At 36.6% G+C, this 19,814-nt stretch carries 16 protein-coding genes; 4 read left to right on the top strand and 12 right to left on the bottom strand.

Going from position 1 to position 19,814, the window contains the following annotated elements; all coding sequences use genetic code 11:
* Positions 1 to 16: 16 nt before the first annotated feature.
* A complete protein-coding gene (gene lolA1, locus QM481_RS15985; protein ID WP_166550147.1) occupies positions 17 to 649 on the bottom strand; it encodes an outer membrane lipoprotein periplasmic chaperone LolA1 in 633 nt (210 codons plus the stop codon).
* 278 nt (positions 650 to 927) lie between these two features.
* On the opposite strand from lolA1, the gene QM481_RS15990 reads away from it, so the two are divergent.
* The 3 genes from QM481_RS15990 (at position 928) to QM481_RS16000 (ending at position 5,520) form a co-directional block, all read left to right on the top strand.
* Positions 928 to 3,372, top strand: coding sequence for a putative glycosyltransferase family protein (locus tag QM481_RS15990; protein ID WP_283382433.1), 2,445 nt, complete (start codon positions 928 to 930; stop codon positions 3,370 to 3,372).
* Between the two features lie 262 nt (positions 3,373 to 3,634).
* Positions 3,635 to 4,351, top strand: coding sequence for a 3-keto-disaccharide hydrolase (locus QM481_RS15995; RefSeq protein WP_166550145.1), 717 nt, complete (start codon positions 3,635 to 3,637; stop codon positions 4,349 to 4,351).
* A gap of 293 nt (positions 4,352 to 4,644) precedes the next feature.
* A complete protein-coding gene (locus tag QM481_RS16000; RefSeq protein WP_095165395.1) occupies positions 4,645 to 5,520 on the top strand; it encodes a YicC/YloC family endoribonuclease in 876 nt (291 codons plus the stop codon).
* 167 nt (positions 5,521 to 5,687) lie between these two features.
* Here QM481_RS16000 and QM481_RS16005 read toward each other — a convergent pair whose 3' ends face one another.
* The 3 genes from QM481_RS16005 to QM481_RS16015 are packed head-to-tail and all read right to left on the bottom strand — an operon-like array spanning position 5,688 to position 9,297.
* Entirely contained in the window at positions 5,688 to 6,317 is a 630-nt protein-coding gene (locus QM481_RS16005) for a response regulator (RefSeq protein ID WP_283382434.1), read from the bottom strand.
* Positions 6,310 to 7,188, bottom strand: a complete 879-nt coding sequence (locus QM481_RS16010) for an ATP-binding protein (RefSeq protein WP_310589672.1) — start codon at positions 7,186 to 7,188, stop codon at positions 6,310 to 6,312. Before QM481_RS16010 ends, QM481_RS16005 begins: the two co-directional genes overlap by 8 nt.
* Positions 7,189 to 9,297, bottom strand: a complete 2,109-nt coding sequence (locus tag QM481_RS16015) for a ligand-binding sensor domain-containing protein (RefSeq protein WP_283382435.1) — start codon at positions 9,295 to 9,297, stop codon at positions 7,189 to 7,191. It lies immediately after the preceding gene.
* Positions 9,298 to 9,596: 299 nt separating this feature from the next.
* Between QM481_RS16015 and QM481_RS16020 the strand changes: the two genes are divergently transcribed.
* Complete coding sequence (locus QM481_RS16020) at positions 9,597 to 10,169, top strand: DNA-3-methyladenine glycosylase (protein WP_283382436.1); 573 nt, start codon at positions 9,597 to 9,599, stop codon at positions 10,167 to 10,169.
* 172 nt (positions 10,170 to 10,341) lie between these two features.
* On the opposite strand, the gene QM481_RS16025 is transcribed toward QM481_RS16020, so the two are convergent.
* From QM481_RS16025 to QM481_RS16060, 8 genes are all read right to left on the bottom strand, one after another.
* A complete protein-coding gene (locus QM481_RS16025) occupies positions 10,342 to 11,229 on the bottom strand; it encodes an EamA family transporter (protein ID WP_283382437.1) in 888 nt (295 codons plus the stop codon).
* A 45-nt stretch (positions 11,230 to 11,274) separates the two neighbouring features.
* Positions 11,275 to 11,790 carry a GNAT family N-acetyltransferase gene (locus QM481_RS16030; protein ID WP_283382438.1) on the bottom strand — a complete coding sequence of 172 codons (516 nt, stop codon included), beginning with the start codon at positions 11,788 to 11,790 and terminating at the stop codon, positions 11,275 to 11,277.
* Positions 11,780 to 12,064 (bottom strand): type II toxin-antitoxin system TacA family antitoxin, encoded by a 285-nt coding sequence (locus tag QM481_RS16035; RefSeq protein WP_283382439.1) that lies wholly within the window; start codon positions 12,062 to 12,064, stop codon positions 11,780 to 11,782. The genes QM481_RS16030 and QM481_RS16035 overlap by 11 nt, the downstream gene beginning before the upstream one ends.
* 162 nt (positions 12,065 to 12,226) lie before the next feature.
* A complete protein-coding gene (gene hemH, locus QM481_RS16040) occupies positions 12,227 to 13,300 on the bottom strand; it encodes a ferrochelatase (RefSeq protein WP_283382440.1) in 1,074 nt (357 codons plus the stop codon).
* Positions 13,301 to 13,442: 142 nt separating this feature from the next.
* Positions 13,443 to 14,597 (bottom strand): DUF4249 domain-containing protein, encoded by a 1,155-nt coding sequence (locus QM481_RS16045; protein ID WP_283382441.1) that lies wholly within the window; start codon positions 14,595 to 14,597, stop codon positions 13,443 to 13,445.
* 20 nt (positions 14,598 to 14,617) lie between these two features.
* Positions 14,618 to 17,050: a TonB-dependent receptor gene (locus QM481_RS16050; protein WP_283382442.1), complete on the bottom strand. Its 2,433-nt coding sequence runs from the start codon at positions 17,048 to 17,050 to the stop codon at positions 14,618 to 14,620.
* 335 nt (positions 17,051 to 17,385) lie between these two features.
* Positions 17,386 to 18,072, bottom strand: coding sequence for an HAD family hydrolase (locus QM481_RS16055; RefSeq protein WP_166550136.1), 687 nt, complete (start codon positions 18,070 to 18,072; stop codon positions 17,386 to 17,388).
* 57 nt (positions 18,073 to 18,129) lie between these two features.
* On the bottom strand, positions 18,130 to 19,728 hold the full coding sequence (locus QM481_RS16060; protein ID WP_283382443.1) for a serine hydrolase: 1,599 nt from the start codon (positions 19,726 to 19,728) through the stop codon (positions 18,130 to 18,132).
* Positions 19,729 to 19,814 lie beyond the last annotated feature (86 nt).

Raw genomic sequence — 19,814 nt, forward strand, 5'->3', positions numbered from 1 at the left:
TTTTTATGTCTATTATCTAGCGAAGGTCGTTAATCTCTACACCAGGATATTTAGATTTATCGAATGAAAAGAATTTGTCATCAACATTTGTATTAGGATTAAACTTAATCACACTAAATGTTTGACGCTTCCCGCTCTTATCAATGATTGTCCAGCCTCCAACAGATTTATCAGCCTTATTTACTTTGATTTTTACTTTCGAAACTTGACCGCCTTTTTTCTCTGGAGAAAGCTCAACTACTTCGTAAGTATTTGCACCTTCTTTGGACTCTCCCACAAAAGTATATTTATAACCCTTTTTATCGAAAGAATAAACTTTTGCTGGATTCAAGTCATTTTCACTTGGTTCGTATTCGGAGATATTTACTTCGTTAGTCTCCTTAATATAAGTAGCAACGTCTTTGCCGTTATTAAATAGTTCCTGACCCGCAAGTTTCAAACGATACTTTTGGCCTTTTACCGTAATGTCACCTTTTAGCGCTTGCTTACTACCGTCAGCTCCATAAGTAAATGTAGCACTAAACGACTTCATCGACTTATATTTTTTTTGCATAGCATCAATGATTGCGCCAGCTTTTGAGTCTTGTGCATGAGCACCAGATAGGTTTACAGCTACCGCAAACGTGATAATCGAAATCAACTTTTTCATTATATCTAGTTATGAGTATTATTATACGTATTGACAAAGTTAAGAATAAATGGTTTGAATTTTTGAGGAAAAAAATCAAAAAACGATAAAAATCGACGATTTTTCTTTTAAAAATCCAATAATCATTGCCCCTATAACGTAATTTGTCCAAGAAACTGATATAAAAACTCTCGAAAGTACCAACAAGTTCATTTATCAATGAAGGATTCCTTTTATCTTTGTTTCATAGCAGATAAGATATGTATTCATTAAACCAAGAAAATCTTACTTCACAAAACATGCAATTTTCATTCAAAAAATTCCTTCCGCACATTGTAGCGATTGTATTTTTTGCGGTATTGGCAGGGATTTACGCATCACCAGCCCTTAAAGGCAAAGTCATTCAGCAACATGATATTCAAATGGCTCAAGCAGCCGCTCACGAGTCTGTCGAGTTCAGAAAAACGACTGGTGAAACTACATGGTGGACCAACTCAATGTTTGGTGGTATGCCTACTTACATGATTTCGGCACAATACCCTAACAGTATTACAACCAAAATTGGTCAGTATGCCAACAACGCACTCCCTAGCCCTATCAACATGATATTCTTGGAAATGCTTGGGATGTATATTTTCTTGATTATTCTAGGGCTCAACAATTGGCTATCAGTTTTGGGAGCTATTGGATATGCCTTAGGAACTTTTAATATGGTTATTATCCCCGCTGGACATAACTCTAAGGTATTGGCATTGGCTTTTGCTCCTTTGGTATTGGCTGGCACAGTACTGGTCATGAGAGGTAAGTATTGGATTGGTGCAGCACTCACTGCCTTATTTATGGGGCTAGAGCTATATGCCAACCACGTCCAGATTACCTATTACCTATTCTTATCGTGGGGTATCTTAATTGTGGCAGAAGCCATCGAGAAAATCAAAGCAGGTCAAGTAAAACAACTGGCTATTTCATTAGCTATCTTGGCTGGCTCGTTAGGTATTGGTGCTGCAAACCACGCTATGCGTTTATGGAGTAACCTTGAATATTCGAAAGAAACGATTCGTGGGAAATCAGAATTAAAATCAAATACACAGTCAAATGGAGGCTTGGATAAAGACTATGCTTTTGACTGGAGTTATGGTATTGGTGAAACGGGTACTTTGCTTATTCCAAATTTTAGAGGAGGGGCTTCAGGAGGTTCGCTTGGTGGCAACAAATCAGAAACATACAAGGTACTTATTGATAACGGACAGCCAGAAGACGTAGCTCTTGGATTTTCAGAAAGAAGTGTAGCTTACTGGGGCGATCAAAGTTTTGTTGGTGGACCTGCATACGCTGGTGCAGTAATCTGCTTCTTGTTCTTGCTTGGATGCTTTGTAGTGAGAGGTTCATTAAAATATTGGCTAATCGGCACTACTGTTTTATATATTGTATTGTCATGGGGCAAAAACTTCTTCTTTAATGACTTGATGTTTGACTATTTCCCTATGTTCAATAAGTTTAGAGCGGTGACGATGATTCTTTGTCTTGTACAACTTTCATTAGTTACCATGGCTGTATTAGCGGTTAAACGTATTGTTGAAGAAAAGTTAACATTTGAGCAAATCAAACAAGATTTACTAATCAGCTTTGGTTTGACGGCAGGTTTCTCATTAATCCTCGGATTGCTACCTGATTTGTTTTTCAATTTCCGTTCTCCAAACGACGCTACCTTCCAGTTATCGGGCAATCAGTCTTTCGACACACAAATACTAAACGCTATTGTTAAAGATAGAGCTTCGTTATTGCGTGCTGATGCGTTCCGTACATTTATCTACATTACGATTACTGCTGCGGCAATTTGGGCTTTTGCCAAAGGAAAAATTAAAGAATCAGTATTATATCCAGTGTTGATTTTATTGGTAACACTTGACTTGTTTACAGTAGATAAACGCTATTTCAACAACGATTCATTTATCGATAAAGCAGCTGTTGAAGAAAATACAGCACCTTCGCCAATTGATGCAGAAATTATGAAAGATAAAGGCATTTACAAAGTAATAGACCTTTCTACAAATTTCGTAGGCGATGCCAAAATGTCGTATTATCACCAATCATTGGGTGGTTACCACGGAGCTAAATTGCGCAGATACCAAGAATTAGTAGAGCATCATCTTTCTAAAAACCCATTGAACCTTCAGGTTTTGAATATGCTCAATGCAAAGTATGTGGTAGTGCCAGGCGCACAAGGTACTCCAGCGGTACAATTAAATCCAGAGGCTTGTGGAAATGCTTGGTTTGTACAAGAAATCAAAATGGTACCTACTGCTGATGAAGAAATAAATGCATTGACAAACTTTAATCCTAAAAAAACAGCTGTTGTTGACGAAAGATTCAAGCCAGAGTTAGGAAACTTATCGGTTATCAAAGCTGATTCTATCAATAACAAAATTACGCTTACCAACTATAAGCCAAATCATTTGACTTATAGCTCAAATGCTAGTTCTGAACAATTAGCAGTTTTCTCAGAAATCTTTTATCGTGGTAACCAAGATTGGAAAGCTTACATCGACGGACAATACAAACCACATTTACGTGCAGACTACGTATTGAGAGCATTAGTTGTTCCAGCAGGAAAACACACTATTGAGTTTAAGTTTGAGCCAGAGGTTGTCGCAAAAGGCTCAAAAATAGACTTTATCGCTTCTTTCCTCTTAGTAGGTTTGTTGGGATTGGCTATTTTCTTCGAAGTAAAAAAGAAAAAATAATTCGGTTGTAGGATAAAATTTATCTTACACGAATACTCGGTACTTTATGGGCTTGCAACGCTATGTTGCAAGCCCATTTTTTATATAATATAAAATGGATATATTTTTCAGTATTTCCGAAATCAGAAATCTCAAATCCGCAATTGAATGAAAGTTTCCCTCCTCAGCAGGGCATAATATTCGGAATAGAGTATTACATTTGTTTTTGTATATGATTGTACAATTTCCCCAATCAGCCCATTTTCTAAATTCCCTTTATTACATGAAAAAAACTAGTTTAATTACTTGCTTAATGCTTTCAGCATCGGTTTTTAGCCTACAAGCTAAAGAAACTCCAAATACTCTCTCTAAAAAAGAAATCAAATCAGGATGGCGTTTATTGTTTGACGGTAAGTCTACTACAGGTTGGCATACTTGGAAAAGCAAGGAAGTAAAAGCCAACTGGATTGTCTCGGATGGTGCGTTGAAATATGATACTTCAAAAGGAAAAGAAGGTTCTGGCGACTTGGTAAGCAACGAGGAGTTCGAAAACTTTGAATTGAGTGTCGAGTGGAAAATTTCACCAAACGGAAACAGTGGTATTTATATCAATAGCCAAGAAGATGCAAAATATGCTTACGGTTGGTTTACAGGTCCTGAAATCCAAGTAATCGACAACGATGGTCACCCAGATGGTAAAATCAAAAAACACCGTGCAAGCGACCTTTATGATTTGATTCAATCATCATCAGAACCAGTGAAGGCCGTTGGTGAATGGAATACTGTTAAAATCATCAGTAACAAAGGAAGCCTTCAGGTATTCATGAATGGCGTAAAGGTAGTTGAAACTCGCATGGATGACCAAAACTGGAAAGATTTAATCGCTAACAGTAAATTCAAAAATATGCCAGACTTTGGTAAATTCTTGAAAGGACATATCGTATTACAAGATCACGGTAATGATGTTTGGTACCGTAGTATCAAAATCAAATCTCTTTAGTATTTCGCTTCATAATTGAGTGAATGCTGATTGAGTGATTTAGTGAATCTTTTAGCAGTAAGTTTGTATCAGAAGCGGTCGAAAAGTATTTTCGACCGCTTTTTTTCAACCAGTATTATAATAGCCATAATTTCAGCAATCCCAAATCCAGCATTGTTCGGAAACTTTAGCTCCAGACAAACTCACCATTCTCGACTCCGCACTCATCCTTAATTACAAACACCTCCTCTATTTTATTTGGACAAGTCAATTTTTACCTGCAAATTGCATAGAACGTAAAATATTGAATAACTATGTTGAAATCAATGACAGGCTTCGGAAAGGCAGTAGTAGAAGCAAATCATCTTACTGTAACTGCCGAAGTCAAAAGCTTGAACTCTAAATTCACTGATATATATTGCCGTATTCCGAAAACATTTTCTTCAAGAGAAATCGAGATTCGTAATATTCTCACTCAGCAATTAGAAAGAGGTAAAATAGAATTTAATTTACAGGTACAATATACAGATACAACCGCTGGCACTTCGGTCAACAGAGTTTTGGTACAAGCTTACGTAAAAGACTTGGCTGAAACCGCAGCAATCTTCGGAAGTATCGAAACTACCGAGCTATTGAAAATTGCCTTGACCATGCCCAATGCTTTTAATACTGACGCCGTTTCGGAAGAACAAAGTGAAGCTGAATGGAAAGTTATTGTACAGGCTGTAAATAAGGCTGTGGAAGAATGTAATAAATTTAGATTAAGAGAAGGTGCTATCGTACAAGCCAAATTTATCGAATATGCACAAAGTATTGGTAGTCTCTTAACAGAAGTTGAGGAGTTGGACAAAACACGTATTCCTGGGGTAAGAGAACGCCTCCGCAAATCGGTGAGTGATTTATTACAGGATGAGAATTTTGACAAAAATCGCTTCGAACAAGAATTGGTGTATTATGTTGAGAAATACGATATTTCGGAAGAAAAAGTACGTCTACGCACACACCTTGACTATTTTCAAACAATTGTAAAAGAAGGAAATGGTAAAAAGTTGAATTTCCTATCACAAGAAATTGGTCGTGAAATCAATACGATTGGTTCTAAGGCAAACGATGTAGGTATTCAACGTTTGGTCGTGAATATGAAAGACGAATTAGAGAAAATTAAAGAACAGACTTCTAATGTTCTTTAAAACAGACTTACGATAAAACTACTATTAAAAAGCGGTCGGAAAATAATTTCCGACCGCTTTTTTGATGAATAGGCTAATAAATCATGATTAAATACAAAGCTATTTGTCTCCAAAACTGAAAAGAGTAATCACTCATTCACTCAATCACAACTCACTCAATATCTCATTTATAACCCATTCGCATTGGCAAATTCTATAAGTTCGGATACCTTTGACACTCCAAGCTTGAAATGAATATTTTTGCGATGTGAGCGCACTGTTTCTTCACTCAAATGTAAAGCCTCCGCGATTTGCCCAGAACTAGCTCCTTTCTTAATTAGTCGAATTATTTCAACTTCACGTGGGGTAAGCAAAAATTTCTTAACAAAATAATCTGTCTGATGGAGGTTTGTTTTCTCCAAATTCAATTTTGGGTCGAAGTATTTTTCACCAGACAAAACTTTATCAATAGCCACAATGAGTTCTTCCTTCGTGGAATGTTTAAGCATATAGCCATCCACTTTGAGTTTTTGGGCTTGTTCCACAAATTTTCCTTCATTGTACATCGTAAGAAAAATAACACTGACTTCTGAAAAATTGGACTTAATCAATTTTGCTAACTCTAGCCCGTCAATGCTAGGCAAATTTATATCGAGTAAAACTAGGGCTGGATTTCTTTCTAAAATTGCATTCATCACATGTTTTCCATCAGTAACAAGTCCCAATAAATGATAGGTATCTCTTAGTATAGAGATAATTCCCTCACCAAATAAAACATGGTCGTCGGCTATTAACAAAGAGGCTTTAGAATCATTCATAGGGTATTTCTAATATAAAGGTGGTGCCAAGATTACTTGTATCTATATGCCAATGGGCATGAAGGTTATCAACACGAGTTTGAATATTTTTGAAACCAATTCCCCAAGAAGAATCCTCTTTGTTGATACCAATTCCGTTATCCTCTATGGACAGATAAATCATTTGTTCATGAAAAAGAAGTTGCATCGTAGCCTCATTAGCTTTTGAATGTTTTAAGATGTTGTTAAAAACTTCAAGAACAATTCGATAAATATGAATTCTTGATTCTTCGGGCAAATATTTTTCTTTTCCAAAATGAATAAATGTAAATTTTATATCCGTCGATTTCTGAATTCGTTCCACCGCATTTTCCAAGGCAGGGATTAAACCATCCTTCATCAAATCGGGTGGTAACAAATTCCATGAAATTAGTCTTAAATCCTGAATGGCTTGATTGACAAGCTGAATCATTTCGTGACTTACCCCTTCGTTTGAAAGTCTACCTCTTAAAATCGACAAGCTCCCTCCCAAATCATCGTGTAAATCTTGGGCTAAGCGCTTCCGTTCAGATTCTTGTGTTTTAAGAATAGTATCAAGCTCTCGTTTTTGCACCAATAACTTACGATTTAGCCAGTAAGAAGCTCCCAAGTATCCACCCAAAATCAAAAGAATCACAACGGCGAGATAAAATGGGATTGTTCGCCAAAAAGGTGACTTGATTATAATCACTAATTCTTTGATGGGAAAGCGCCCATTGTCTAGGTTTTTTACTTTTATCTTCAATTTGTATTCACCATAGGGTAAATGGGTATATCTTATCGACTGCTGGGAACCAACATTCAACCAATTTTTATCAAATCCTTCCAGTTGAATAAAATACGTATTACTAATTTAATTTTGATAATCGATACCAACGTACGATAATGTTATAGTATTTTCATCATAATTGAGCACAATTTTATCCTGCTCACCAATATGTCCTTTTTCAATGGCTAAAGGTTTATCGTTGACAGCCATATCAGTCAAATAGATATTAATCAAGGAATGTGTAGAAGGTAGAATGGTAGGATTAAAATAGGTAAGTCCATGGGTAGAACCAAAATAGAAAGTTCCATTTGAGGTCATAAGACTCGCATTACGATTATATTCTCGAAACTCCTCTTGTGTAATAGCCTTAAATTTCTCTTTAGATAGGTCAAATTGCGCAACACCTTTATTGGTACTCAACCAAAGATAATTTCTAAAAGGCATAGTGGCATATACAACATTATTGATTAATCCATTTCGGTTGGTAAATGCATGAAGTATCTGAAGTTTTTTTGCATCAAATTTGACCAGACCTTTATTCGATGAAACCCAAAGGACATCAGTTTTAGGCTGTTTATAAAACTCCATTACATTCAGACCTGGTAAAAATAACTTGGGCAAAAGCACAAGCTTTTCGGCTTTGGTCGAATACACCGCCATGCCTTTCTCACGCCAACCCACATAAAGCCTTTGTGCCATTGAGTCATAATAGAGACTTCCAGAACCTGGTTCTCTATCCCTCGAAAAAGCGGTTATTTGTTTGTTCTTCAACAAAAATAAGCCACTCATGGTACTTAACAGGATTTGATTATCCTTATAATTGCACAATTCAAGAACATAATTTGCATTGACATAATTATTGGAATCCCCATGATTAGAGATAGGAATAAATTTCTTTCGTTGTTTATCGAAATATGCCATTCCTAAAAAAGTAGCTACCCAAACGATTCCATTAGCATCTATTAAAATATCATTAACATCATTGTCTGGTAAACCGTCCTTTGTGGTAAATTTCTGAAGTGAAAGTGGCTCTTCAAGCCCTTTATTTCTTTCGGGATTCATTTTGATATACCAAAGTCCTTCATCAATAGATCCGACCCAAAGGTTATGTTCCTCGTCTTCAGCAATCCCTCGAATAGATGCACCATTAAATTCTCCAAAATCACAGGGATTACTGTCAAAAGTATTAATTTGAAAATGTTCTGGTAAAATAACATCTATCCCAACTGGATCTGGATTTGCCCAAAGTATCTGCTGGTTATCCAATATGGCCGTAGAAATTTCCCAGTTGGATAAACTACGAGTATTGTTCATTTGATGAATGTAGTACCGACTGACACGCTCTTTCAGTTTATCAAAAATCACCAATCCATAATTTCCGCTAATTACAAGCTTTTTTGTATCAGAACTTTCTTTAATATCATACGTGGTCGGTTTAATACCTCGAAGGTTGGGCAGTTGAAAGGATTTTACTTGCTTAGAAAGCATTGAGTATTTCCAAAGTTGTGATGCTGAAACACCCCAGATATTACCTTCACTATCTACCTCAAAGCTGGTTATATTACTAGGGTTAGGAAGTATTTTGGGAGAGAGAATAGTTTCTTCTCTAGTCTGATAATTATATCCAACAACTCCTTTGGGCAACAAAATCCAAACAATAGGCAGAACAGGGTCCTTTTTCACTTTTCCTGAAAGGTAATCTGCTTTGTAAATAAAGTCTCTCCAAATTTTCCTTTTCTGAAAGCTTTTATAATTCAAAGCTACAACTCCCTCTTCTTCATTGATATACCATATTTCTTGTTTATTAGCATAAAAAACAGTCGTAATAGTCGAACGCTTTGAGCTATTACTATAAAATCGCGTGAAATTATTCAACTTTCTATTATAGCGATTCAAGCAATCGCCAGAACCAATCCATAAGTCGCCATTAGCATCTTCAACAATCCCACGCAAGTTGCCTCCACCTATGGTAGTGCTATCCTCATCTATAAATTGATAAACTTTTATATTAGTACCATCGTAACGATTTAGTCCTTCCTGACTAGCCAACCAAACAAATCCCCGAGAATCTTTAAAAATGGTATTTATAGAGCCTTGAGAAAGCCCATTTTTAATGGTAAGATGTCGATACCCCTCTTGTCCTATACAAGGAAGACTTAATAATAACCAAACTAAGAAGACTGAACCTTTCATAGATATTTTAGTTAATCGAATAGGCTAGTTACTAATAAAAGATAAGCATTAAAATACTTAATTATGGGTAGATGGAGAAATATATGAGCATTTTATGTCTGCTCGCCCTTTCAAAGCTTCCACAAGAGGCTTTATTAGTATTAATGGTACGCTTTAGGCTGTAAGCAATAGGCAAAAAGCTTAAATTCTTTTATAAAAAACATTTAACTTTTAGCTTAGGGCGTATGGCTTACAGCCTATTGCAGGTAAAATTAATTAAATTTTGCCCGCTAACTTATTTGTCCATAAACCATTAAAATATGAATGTAGAAAACTTGTTAACCTTAGATACCCTTCAACTTTCCAAAGCGCTATTGGGATGGAGCTTGAGACTTGATTCAGAAGATGGACACTATGAAGGGATAATTGTTGAAACTGAAGCCTATTTACAAGGCGACCCTGCCTGTCACGCCTATAGAACAAAGACTAATCGAAACGCTGCTATGTTTGGAAAGCCAGGCACTATATACGTTTATCAGATTTATGGTATGCACTATTGTTTCAATATATCAGGAAATGATGAAGGTATAGGCGAAGCTGTATTAATTCGTGCTCTCGAACCTACTCAAGGTATAGAATTAATGAAAATTAGGCGAAACACAGCATCTATTAAAAACCTCTGCTCAGGTCCAGCCAAGTTAGTTCAGGCTTTTGGCATTCGAATGGACATGAATTTTTGGAATGTCCGAACAGATGCGCTCCGCTTGATTCCTCCTCAAAGTCAAATAGCCGACGATAAGATTCTCACCACCACTCGCATTGGCATAACACAAGGTGCAGATTTACCTTATCGATTTTATATAAAAGGAAACACATTTATCAGTAAGAAATAATTGAGTGATTTGAGATTGAGTGAATGAGTGATTTTTAAAAAAATCCTATATTTTAGAGGTAGAGACGCAATGTTTTGCGTCTAAAGATGTGTCATTCTGAAATAAAGTATCAAAAAAGGCGGTCGAAATTAATTATTCGACCGCCTTTTTAAAATTCAGAATAACTCTTATTTCAGAAAAATCCTTGATGATTGATGAGAAAGATGGCGACCAGCGCAAGCAACAAACCCAAATAATTAAGTTTGCTAAGTTTTTCTTTAAAGAAAACAATTCCCACCAAAGACGACACCATAATGACACTAATATTATATAAAGGCAATACATAAGCTCCATTGTTATCGTAATCGCTAAGTGCTTTTAGTAAAAAGTAAAAAGACAAAAAATTAGGGATACCTAATGGAAACGCAGCCAATATACTTTTAAGGTTAATATTCTCATTCAATTGGATTTTACGATAAATCAATACCAACGCACCAAAAGCCATTGAGCCAATCAAAATTGTAAGGGTATATGGAATACGCTGTTCATCTGTCTTGATAAACTCTGCTGACAGAAAGTTAAATGTTGTATTTGTGATACCATACATGACAAATACCGCCAGAGGTAATAACCAATTACGGCTAGTGTCTGTACCTTTTGCCTCCTCTTTTTTAAAAGTACTTAAACCTACTGCTCCAATTGCCAATGCTAAGCCAGCATAATTGAGCGCATCAAAACTGCCAGATTTTGTAATAAACAACAAGCTAAAAATAACAGGAATAACCAAAGAGATATTATTCGCCAAAGAAGTAGCTGTCATACCCATTTTCTGTGTAGAGATACCCGACAGAATAAATGTCACGACAAATCCAATTCCCAACAATAAGGCATATTGTGAGCCTGTATTGAAAAAATTGAATTCGAAATGCTGTTGGGCTGGCATCATCAATAGTCCAGTAAGAAAACAAACGGGATAATTTAAAATAATTGCCTGAAATGTATTTACCTTAAAATTGGGATGAAGTCTAAAATTGACCAGTAACAATACGGAAAAAAGTACGCTAAGTATTAGAGATAGCATGGTTAGTTTGTTGTTTTAAAATAAATTCCTTTCTGTATATCCAACTCAGATAGTAGCTTCTTGCTCAACTAATTTCTTAATAGTCCCCATTGACAAAAACATCCGTCCACTATCGGGAAGATTAATAAATTCATATTTTTTATAAAAGCTTCGAGCCTCATCGTCCAAAGGATCAACAATTACTGCTAGGGACGCTATTACATTTGTATTAATATAGGCTCTCTTCAAAGCAGCATATAGCAAGGCGGAACCAAGTTGTTGCCCTTTCACAGAATTATCAATAGCAAGTCTTCCAAGCAATGTTGCAGGAAAATCATTATAGCCTTTGGGTAGCTTTTTGAGTATTTCCTCAGGCATATCTGTTCGTGGAATAGACGCTGAAGAAAGGGTAAAATAACCTTTCACTACTTTTTCTTGAGTTTCCAAAACATAGCATACCGATAATGAACGTTTCACATCCTGCGTTGCCTGTTTCTTGAGGTAGGCATCCAAAGATTCCCGCCCACATTCAAAATTTTCTTTCTCGTGAGAACCATTCAATAGTGAAATACTATATCCCATTGATTTTAAGTTTTAATGCGGCTTCTTGCGCTTTTTTAAGACCTTCGCCTGGTGTAGGTGGATTCAAAATAGCATCAACAAATATCTTTTTGTCTTCTATGGTTTTAAGGATCGTTTCATTCTCCATAATAATTTTATTGGCTTCAGAACTTACACAATAAACGATAAATTCAGAAAGGCTCTTAAACCCTTTAAGTGAAGACGCATATTTAATTAGCTCCTTCTGTTCTTTGCTAATTCGAACATCGATTCGATCGTTAATTAAAGTTGCCATGTGTTATTTATTTTCGTACAAGGAAATATACCTTACTTGAGCACAAATGTACGTAAAATTCACGTACATTATAAATAGATGATAAAAAATTTACCCATCTTGTCTACATCATTACAAATGAGACAAAACGGGTAAATTCAAATTAAATACTTTGTATAAAACCTAAGAATTTTTGGTAACTAAATCCTTCAATAACTCTACCCAAATAGGGGAATTATTTAAGCTTTCTACGAGTTGCCAATGCTCTCCGCCTAACTCTTCAAAAACTTCTTTGTACTCTTCTCCCACCTCAATGGTTGTTTCGAGACAGTCAGACACAAACGCTGGTGAAAATGCTAGCACGCTTTTCTTGCCTTCTTTAGCTAGTCTCTTAATGGTATCTTCGGTATAGGGTTGTATCCACGGGTCTCTACCTAAACGAGACTGGAAGGTTGTAAGGTAAGTCCCTTCTTTTAAACCTAATTCTTTTACCATCAATCGTGTCGTCTCATGACATTGCGCTCTGTAGCAATATTGATTAAAAGAATGAATTGTATCGCAACATGAACCAAAATTACAAGTCTTGCCTGTGCAATCTCCTTTACGAATCTGACGTTCAGGCACACCATGATAACTAAAAATAAAGTAGTCATATTCATGTGAAGCCATGTAATTACGAGCGGCTGTGGTAAAATGCTCGATAAACTTCGGATGGTCGTAGTAGGTATTAACAAACTTGATTTCAGGGATGATTTGCCACTGCGAAACAATCTTCATCACTTTTTCATATACCGAACCTGTTGTGGCAGAAGCATATTGTGGAAAAAACGGAATCACAATGATTTTTTGGTAGCCCGAATTTCTGAACTGCTCTAACACAACATCCAAACTTGGACTTTGGTAACGCATGGCTAATTTTACCTCAAACTTCTCTCCTAGTTCTTTTTGAAGCATTGCCTCCACATCTTCTCCATAAAACTTTAAAGGCGAGCCTCTATCTTCCCATAGTTCTTGGTAAGTTTTGGCTGACTTTGGAGAGCGAAATGGTGCGATAATCAAATTGACCAACATCCAACGAAAAGCTACTGGAATATCAATAACCCTCCCATCCATCAGAAATTCACGAAGATATTTTCTCACATCTGGTGTATTGGGCGAATCGGGAGTTCCAAGATTGACAATTAGAACACCAGTTTTCATATTTTTTTGAGAAGTGGTCACAGAAGTTTGTGTGTTTTGAGTTTTTACTATTTCCATCTGAGTTAAATTGCCCATACAGGCATCCTATAAATGTGGGATAACAAACCTACGATACAAAGTTCGAAAAGGTTTCTTAAATTTTAACTTAACTCTTCTGCTTTTGTTTAAGAATTTATCAAAGATAGAAAATGACCAGCTTTTAATCTATCCAACCTTCTGGTTTAAAAGGTGTACGATATAGCCCTTCTAAACATGGTACTCGATCCTGACAATTTGGTGCGCCTGGCGGACAAGAATATACTTCGCCTACCCCAAAATTCATCAAAGGTCTTTCATCAGCAGGTACTCCTGTTTGACGATCTATATAAAAAACTCGTTTTTTAACGGCATAAACATCAAAAATGCCAAGGATTTTCTCCGTCAGGTCAGTTTTAGATTTAATATTTAAACTGAAGCGAGTTTCGGCAGGTACATCAAATAAGGTACCTGTATTTTGAGTTTGATTACTTAAGCTTTGATAATAATCGTAGGCATCTTTGGTAATAGAGCGCTGTTCGAGTCTTAAGTAGTATTTTGAATAATTATCGAAAGGCACTCTAGCGACTTTTTTCCCAGTCAATCGCTGACCATTCATTAGGGCGTCAGACATAATATTGAGCTCATTACTAAAAGTCAAATTCCAACACGGGGCACTACAGATATAATTCCAAACTTCATCTGTCGGTATACGAGGAGGGTCACAATTGGTTGTTGCAAAGTTATATTTTGCCCCGCTATAACAAGTCACACAAAACTCAGCTCTTTCATAATGTTTCCAAAACCATTGATAATAATCTCCTGCCGCTGGGTCATCTTGAAAATCTGCATATATATTAAATCCTGCTCTTCGTGGATCGGCTTTACTGTAAACATCATTGATTTCAAATCTTGTAATTAAATTCTCAATCTCTGGTGCTTTGCGCATTTTTTCGGGTGAAGATTCATATTCTTTGCCATTCGACAGGCGAAAATGTAAAGTATAAATTTCCCCAACAACTCCCTTGAATGTATCAGGCGATGAATAAACGCCCTTCGCGGAGGTTACACCTGATTCTACATAATTAATCGTCGAACCAGAGGCTGTTGTTAGCCATACCTTCGCACCTGTGATTGGTGTAAAACCGCTCGTTCCGTCGATGCGGTCGGCAGACCAGTAGAGCTTAACCTTTTGTGCCTCAGTAAGGTCAGATAAGGAAGCTTCTACGGTAATAAATTTCAAATAAGCCGCTTGCTCAAAATCACTTACAGGATTGATACAAGCTACTAGATTGAATAATACAAAAACGATGATATATAAATATGTAAAACGCTTCATAACAATTGCTGGAATAAGTTTTATAAGAACTTGAAATTATAGGTCAACGAAACAAATGGTGCACCAAACACACTTAGCTCATACGGGCGTACGCCATAGGCAACAGGCTTGAAAAATACCGAATAGGCGTTTTGTCGTGCATAAATATTATACACGGTAAATGTCCAACTACCTTCCCAACGTTTTTCTTTTAGAGATGGGTTGGTAATAGTCCACGAAAAGTCTAAACGGTGATAATCAGAAATACGAGAATTGTTACGAGCAATATATACGGGATACCTTTGATTATCAATTTGGAACAAACCTACAGGCGATGAAACAGGGCGACCTGTTTGGTAAGCAAATGTAAAGGAGAAGCTATGGTGTTTTGACGGCTGAATATTGACCAACATATTAAAATTATGAGGTTTATCATAATTCGATGGAAACCAGTCACCGCTACTAATCTGCTGAACACTTGGAAAATCGCCCAACATTTGTTGCAAACTTCTTGCATAAGTATAGCTCAACCAACCGTTTACCTCGCCTCTTCTTTTAGTCAGCATTAACTCTAAACCGTAGGCCTTTCCTTTTCCAGATATTATTTGCGTTTCGAGGTTTTTGTTTAATTGCAAGTTTGCGCCTGAAACATAATCCAAAATATGTTGTGCATTTCGGTAATACCCTTCAGCTGACAGCTCCCAAATATCATCTTTAAATGAGTGGAAACCACCAATCGTATAAAAATCACTAAACTGAGGCTTTACGTATTCGTCTGCCAATTTCCAACGAGCTGTAGGTAAAGGAGTGGTATTATTGGAAATAAGTTGGAAAAACTGTTGCATTCTGTTGTAACCCAACTTCAAAGTATTTTTCTCGTCGATAGAATATTTCATCGTCAATCTAGGCTCGAAACCGCCGTAAGATTTCATTACTTCTCCACTTCCGTAGGTTCTAGTACTAACGATTGTGTTTAAAGATTTGGGTTCGGTGGTCAAATAAGTATTTACGGTTCCTGCACCCAAAGCCAAATAATGGGCATATCGCAAGCCCGCCTGAATGGTCAATTTGTTATTAAACTTGTACTCATCATCGACAAATATCCCAAATTCCATTCCTTGTTCTTTAGGTATTTCTACCGCTGCAATACGTGATTTCACGTCCTTATTCAAACTTCCTGGCTGAATATCGTAACGAATACCACTGATACCGAAGTTAATCTTCTGTTTTTCATCAGGCAAATAATCCCATTGAGCCTTCAGGTTATTGTAAAAAACCTGATTGCGCAAGTCAATGTTATTCACTGAGTCAGGAGCATATGTTCGGGTTTTGTACAAACTGGTAACTCCCACAATCTCCATACTTAATTTTGGACCAAAATAATGACTCCAATGAATAGAAGCATTTTGATGTCCATAGTCAAACTGAGTTTTCGAGGCAATAACATTCTCAAGACTAAAAAGCGAGTCTACCTGATAATAATCCTTACTCACATAGGCTGACAATGTAATCGTATTATTCTTATTAGGACGATAAAATACCTTTGAGGCAAAATCATAAAAATTTGCCTTTGTACCTTTCATATTATCTGGAGCTAACCACTTAAATAAGAAGTCATTGAAGGAAACTCTACCTGCTACCAACACAGAGAGTTTTTCTTTTACAATAGGTATTTCGGCCATCGCTCGGTTGGAGACCAAACCTATACCACCAGATAATTTAAATTTCTCAGTACTTGGCTCTGTCACCTTGATATCCAATACTGCTGCACTACGCCCACCAAATCTGGCAGGGATACCTCCTTTATAAAGTTCTAACTCACGAATTGCGTCCGATGCAAATACCGAAAACAAACCAAACAAGTGAGTAGGGTTAAAAATGGGCATATCGTCAATGTAAATCAAATTCTGATCTACATTGCCTCCACGAATATTGACACCATTTGATCCTTCTCCTACTGATGAAACCCCAGGGAGCGTTTGGATTGAGCGAATAATATCAATTTCGCCCATCATGGCAGGAAGTTTTTTGATACCCTTAATATTGAGAAGGGTTACTCCGAGCGAAGGGGTTTGAATATCCTTTCGAATAGCTTGACTCGACACAATTACCTCCTCTAAGGTTTTGCTGATTTCATCAAGTTGGATGGAGAGTTGGACATTTTTGGTGAGTACCACCCGTGTTCTAAAGGGTTTGTAACCTACAGCACTTACTTTGACTACATATTCGCCATTGGGCAAATACAGTTTGAATACCCCTAAAGAATCGCTTATAAACCCAGATTTTTTGAAATCAAGCGAGACACTTGCGTTAGCGATAGGCTCTCCCGTGCGTGAATCGGTTACTTTACCGCCGATTTCGAGGAGGTTAGTCAAAGTCTTATTTTGGGCATAACAGGAGTTTGAACTTTCTACGGCTACCAATAGCAATAGAATTTTCAGCAATAATGCTGTTTTAAGTAGTTGTTGAATCATGTAAATAAGTGTTTGAGGAAAGACAATCGTCTCATTGTTGGTAAAAACGGCAAGATAAGTAATTTTCCTCATTTGCTGCCCTGATTCTATACCAACGGTAACAGTGCTACGATAAGGCAGGTGATTTTATCTACTAGCAGAATAATGGAAGGATGAGCATTTCATTAAAATAAAATTTATGTAGTCGCAACCCTCTCGGTTGCCATTTTGAATGCTGCAACTGCAAGAGTTGCGACTACATAAAAAATACCAATAACATTAATTGTGCTTCAAATTTCGAAAGGGCGCGACATAAGTCGCGCTCTTTCGAAATTTGAAGGTGGTTTAGCCATTCCTTATAAAACAGCCAGTACTTCATTGGCATGAGCGAACTGATAAAAATTTTCGTGTTCGACCTTATGCTCGACCGTCTCATGTGCCCAAGTGGTGTGATAAGGCACATGTACACCTATTCCACCCAATTTTAGTACTGGCAAAACATCTGACTTCAAGGAATTCCCTATCATCATAAACTCTTCAGGCGCTATGTCCAAATGGCGAATCAGTTTTTGATAATCAGCCTCTTGCTTGTCAGACATGATTTCTATATGGTGGAAATATTTTTCCAAACCCGATTTCTTGAGTTTTCGTTCTTGGTCAAGCAAATCGCCCTTGGTGGCTACAACCAAGCGATATTTCCCTTGAAGTTGTTGTAATACTTCTTCTACTCCATCAAGAAGCTCGATAGGTTTTTCAAGCATTTCTTTTCCCAATTCCAAAATCTTTTGAATAGCCTCTATCGATAAGGTTTTACCCGAAATATGCAGCGCGGCTTCTATCATACTCAAAATGTAGCCTTTTACTCCGTAACCATAAAGCGATAGATTGGCAATTTCGATTTTGAGTAACTCCCTTGAAATGGTGTGTTGTGGATGATAATCTTCCATCATTTCACAAAATTTCTTTTCCACTTCTTGAAAATAGGGTTCATTCACCCATAAGGTATCGTCAGCATCAAAAGCAATAACTTTTAGTTTGTTCATTTCTTAGAAAATAAAAATGGATGGTTTTTCTAACAAATATACAAGAGAGGTTGTACTTTATAATTTTTTCAAAGAAAACCGTGGCTTTGAGGCTATCGTCATATCCAATACTATATCATATTTGCCTGTTTCTTTTATTTTGATGTTGTATCCATCATAACATAGGTTTTTGTCATCGTTATTGAGAGCCAAGCTATTATTCCAATCGTTGTTTAATCGAAATCTTAATTCTCCAGCATTTAATGGATAGTTTTTGAGATAAAATAAATTGGGATTACTCTTTTTGGTTTGCATCACAATATCTTTTCCATCCCAACCGCTTGTTGTCGCCGTTCCAATAATTCCCCAAGGAAAAGTATCAGATGTTTTTTCTGCAGTTTTAACGCCTCTTAAATTAGTAACTGTAAGGGCTTTAATTTTGCCAGATTGGTCAGTTTTAAAGTTAAAAGTAAAACTATCAACCAATTTGTATAGCGTTTTTGTCACTGGAATCAGCGGAACTCTTGGCAGGATACTTCCATTAAATACCACCATTCCGTCTACAATTCTTACGTAAAAAGTTCCTTCTTTTGAAGAGTATATCCCTTCTATTTGGTGCAAATCGTTTTGAGTTACTTTACCTACCTCGATTTTCTTTTGCGACTTACCATATACAATACCTGTAATTTCTTCTGCAATTTTGTCTACTGGCACCATCTCCGAATTGGCTAATATGATGATAGCAATTTCTTGCTCACAGTCTCTGATAAATCTACATCTATAACCAGGACCAAGTCCGCCGTGACCAAACAATATTTTATCAGAATTTTGAATCCTATACACCTCTTGTCCAAGTCCATAATGCTCTTCTAAATAAGGATTACACATATATTTGACCAAATTAGTGTCGATAATTTTACCCGTATAAAATGCCTCACTAAATTTGTACAAATCCTCTACGGTCGAATACATGGCTCCTGCAGCATAAGGATGGTCAGACTTAAAACGTAATGCTTCATTGGAATTTTCGCCAACTATAAATTCATAACCGAGCGCTTTATTTTCATCTTTCAAATCGTTGAAATGAAAACCACTATGCGTCATTTGAAAGGGCTTCAGAATCATCTCGGCAATAACTTCCTCATACGGCTGTCCAGTTACCTTTTGAATGATATATCCTAGCAGATAAAAATTCGTATTACAATAACTCCATTTGGTATCAACCGAAAAGTCGAGTGGTTTGGTCAAAAGTTGTTTTAACAGTTCTTCTTCGTTGTTTGACTCTTCAGTTTCGGGAATTCCTGAAGTATGCGACACCATATTTCTAATCGTAATACTATCTCCTTTGGTATAACTCGGAAAATACTTTGAAAGCTTATCTTCCAACGAGAGCTTACCCTGTTCTTGGAGTTTTAGAATGACAATGGTAGTAAAAACTTTTGTCGTAGAGTAAATCCTATATTTGCTATTATTGGTATTCTTTTCTTTTTTGACTGCATTGCGATAGCCATAGCTTTTTTCAAAAATGACTTTTCCTTTTTCTGCCACTAATACCGAGCCGCTAAACTGGTTGATTTTTTCGTAAGAACTCAATAAATCGTCTATCACAGCATTTTTTTGAGCCAAAACAGCACTTTGACTTATCACAAAAAGTAACGCAACTAATATCTGTTTCATAAGATGATTGGTTTAAAAAGATTTAGGTTTGGGCAATAGTCTATCCTACCGCTGTAATACATTTCGGCATGGTTCAATAAAAGAAT

The organism is Flectobacillus rivi, from assembly GCF_030056655.1.
GTDB lineage: Bacteria > Bacteroidota > Bacteroidia > Cytophagales > Spirosomataceae > Flectobacillus > Flectobacillus rivi.

Excerpts from the sequence above, each read along its gene's own strand:
- hemH (WP_283382440.1), bottom strand. The coding sequence starts at position 13,300 with ATGGAAATAGTAAAAACTCAAAACACACAAACTTCTGTGACCACTTCT.
- QM481_RS15995 (WP_166550145.1), top strand. The coding sequence starts at position 3,635 with ATGAAAAAAACTAGTTTAATTACTTGCTTAATGCTTTCAGCATCGGTT.
- QM481_RS16050 (WP_283382442.1), bottom strand. The coding sequence starts at position 17,050 with ATGATTCAACAACTACTTAAAACAGCATTATTGCTGAAAATTCTATTG.
- QM481_RS16005 (WP_283382434.1), bottom strand. The coding sequence starts at position 6,317 with ATGAATGATTCTAAAGCCTCTTTGTTAATAGCCGACGACCATGTTTTA.
- lolA1 (WP_166550147.1), bottom strand. The coding sequence starts at position 649 with ATGAAAAAGTTGATTTCGATTATCACGTTTGCGGTAGCTGTAAACCTA.
- QM481_RS16015 (WP_283382435.1), bottom strand. The coding sequence starts at position 9,297 with ATGAAAGGTTCAGTCTTCTTAGTTTGGTTATTATTAAGTCTTCCTTGT.
- QM481_RS16020 (WP_283382436.1), top strand. The coding sequence starts at position 9,597 with ATGAATGTAGAAAACTTGTTAACCTTAGATACCCTTCAACTTTCCAAA.
- QM481_RS16000 (WP_095165395.1), top strand. The coding sequence starts at position 4,645 with ATGTTGAAATCAATGACAGGCTTCGGAAAGGCAGTAGTAGAAGCAAAT.
- QM481_RS16035 (WP_283382439.1), bottom strand. The coding sequence starts at position 12,064 with ATGGCAACTTTAATTAACGATCGAATCGATGTTCGAATTAGCAAAGAA.
- QM481_RS15990 (WP_283382433.1), top strand. The coding sequence starts at position 928 with ATGCAATTTTCATTCAAAAAATTCCTTCCGCACATTGTAGCGATTGTA.
- QM481_RS16045 (WP_283382441.1), bottom strand. The coding sequence starts at position 14,597 with ATGAAGCGTTTTACATATTTATATATCATCGTTTTTGTATTATTCAAT.
- QM481_RS16060 (WP_283382443.1), bottom strand. The coding sequence starts at position 19,728 with ATGAAACAGATATTAGTTGCGTTACTTTTTGTGATAAGTCAAAGTGCT.
- QM481_RS16055 (WP_166550136.1), bottom strand. The coding sequence starts at position 18,072 with ATGAACAAACTAAAAGTTATTGCTTTTGATGCTGACGATACCTTATGG.
- QM481_RS16025 (WP_283382437.1), bottom strand. The coding sequence starts at position 11,229 with ATGCTATCTCTAATACTTAGCGTACTTTTTTCCGTATTGTTACTGGTC.
- QM481_RS16030 (WP_283382438.1), bottom strand. The coding sequence starts at position 11,790 with ATGGGATATAGTATTTCACTATTGAATGGTTCTCACGAGAAAGAAAAT.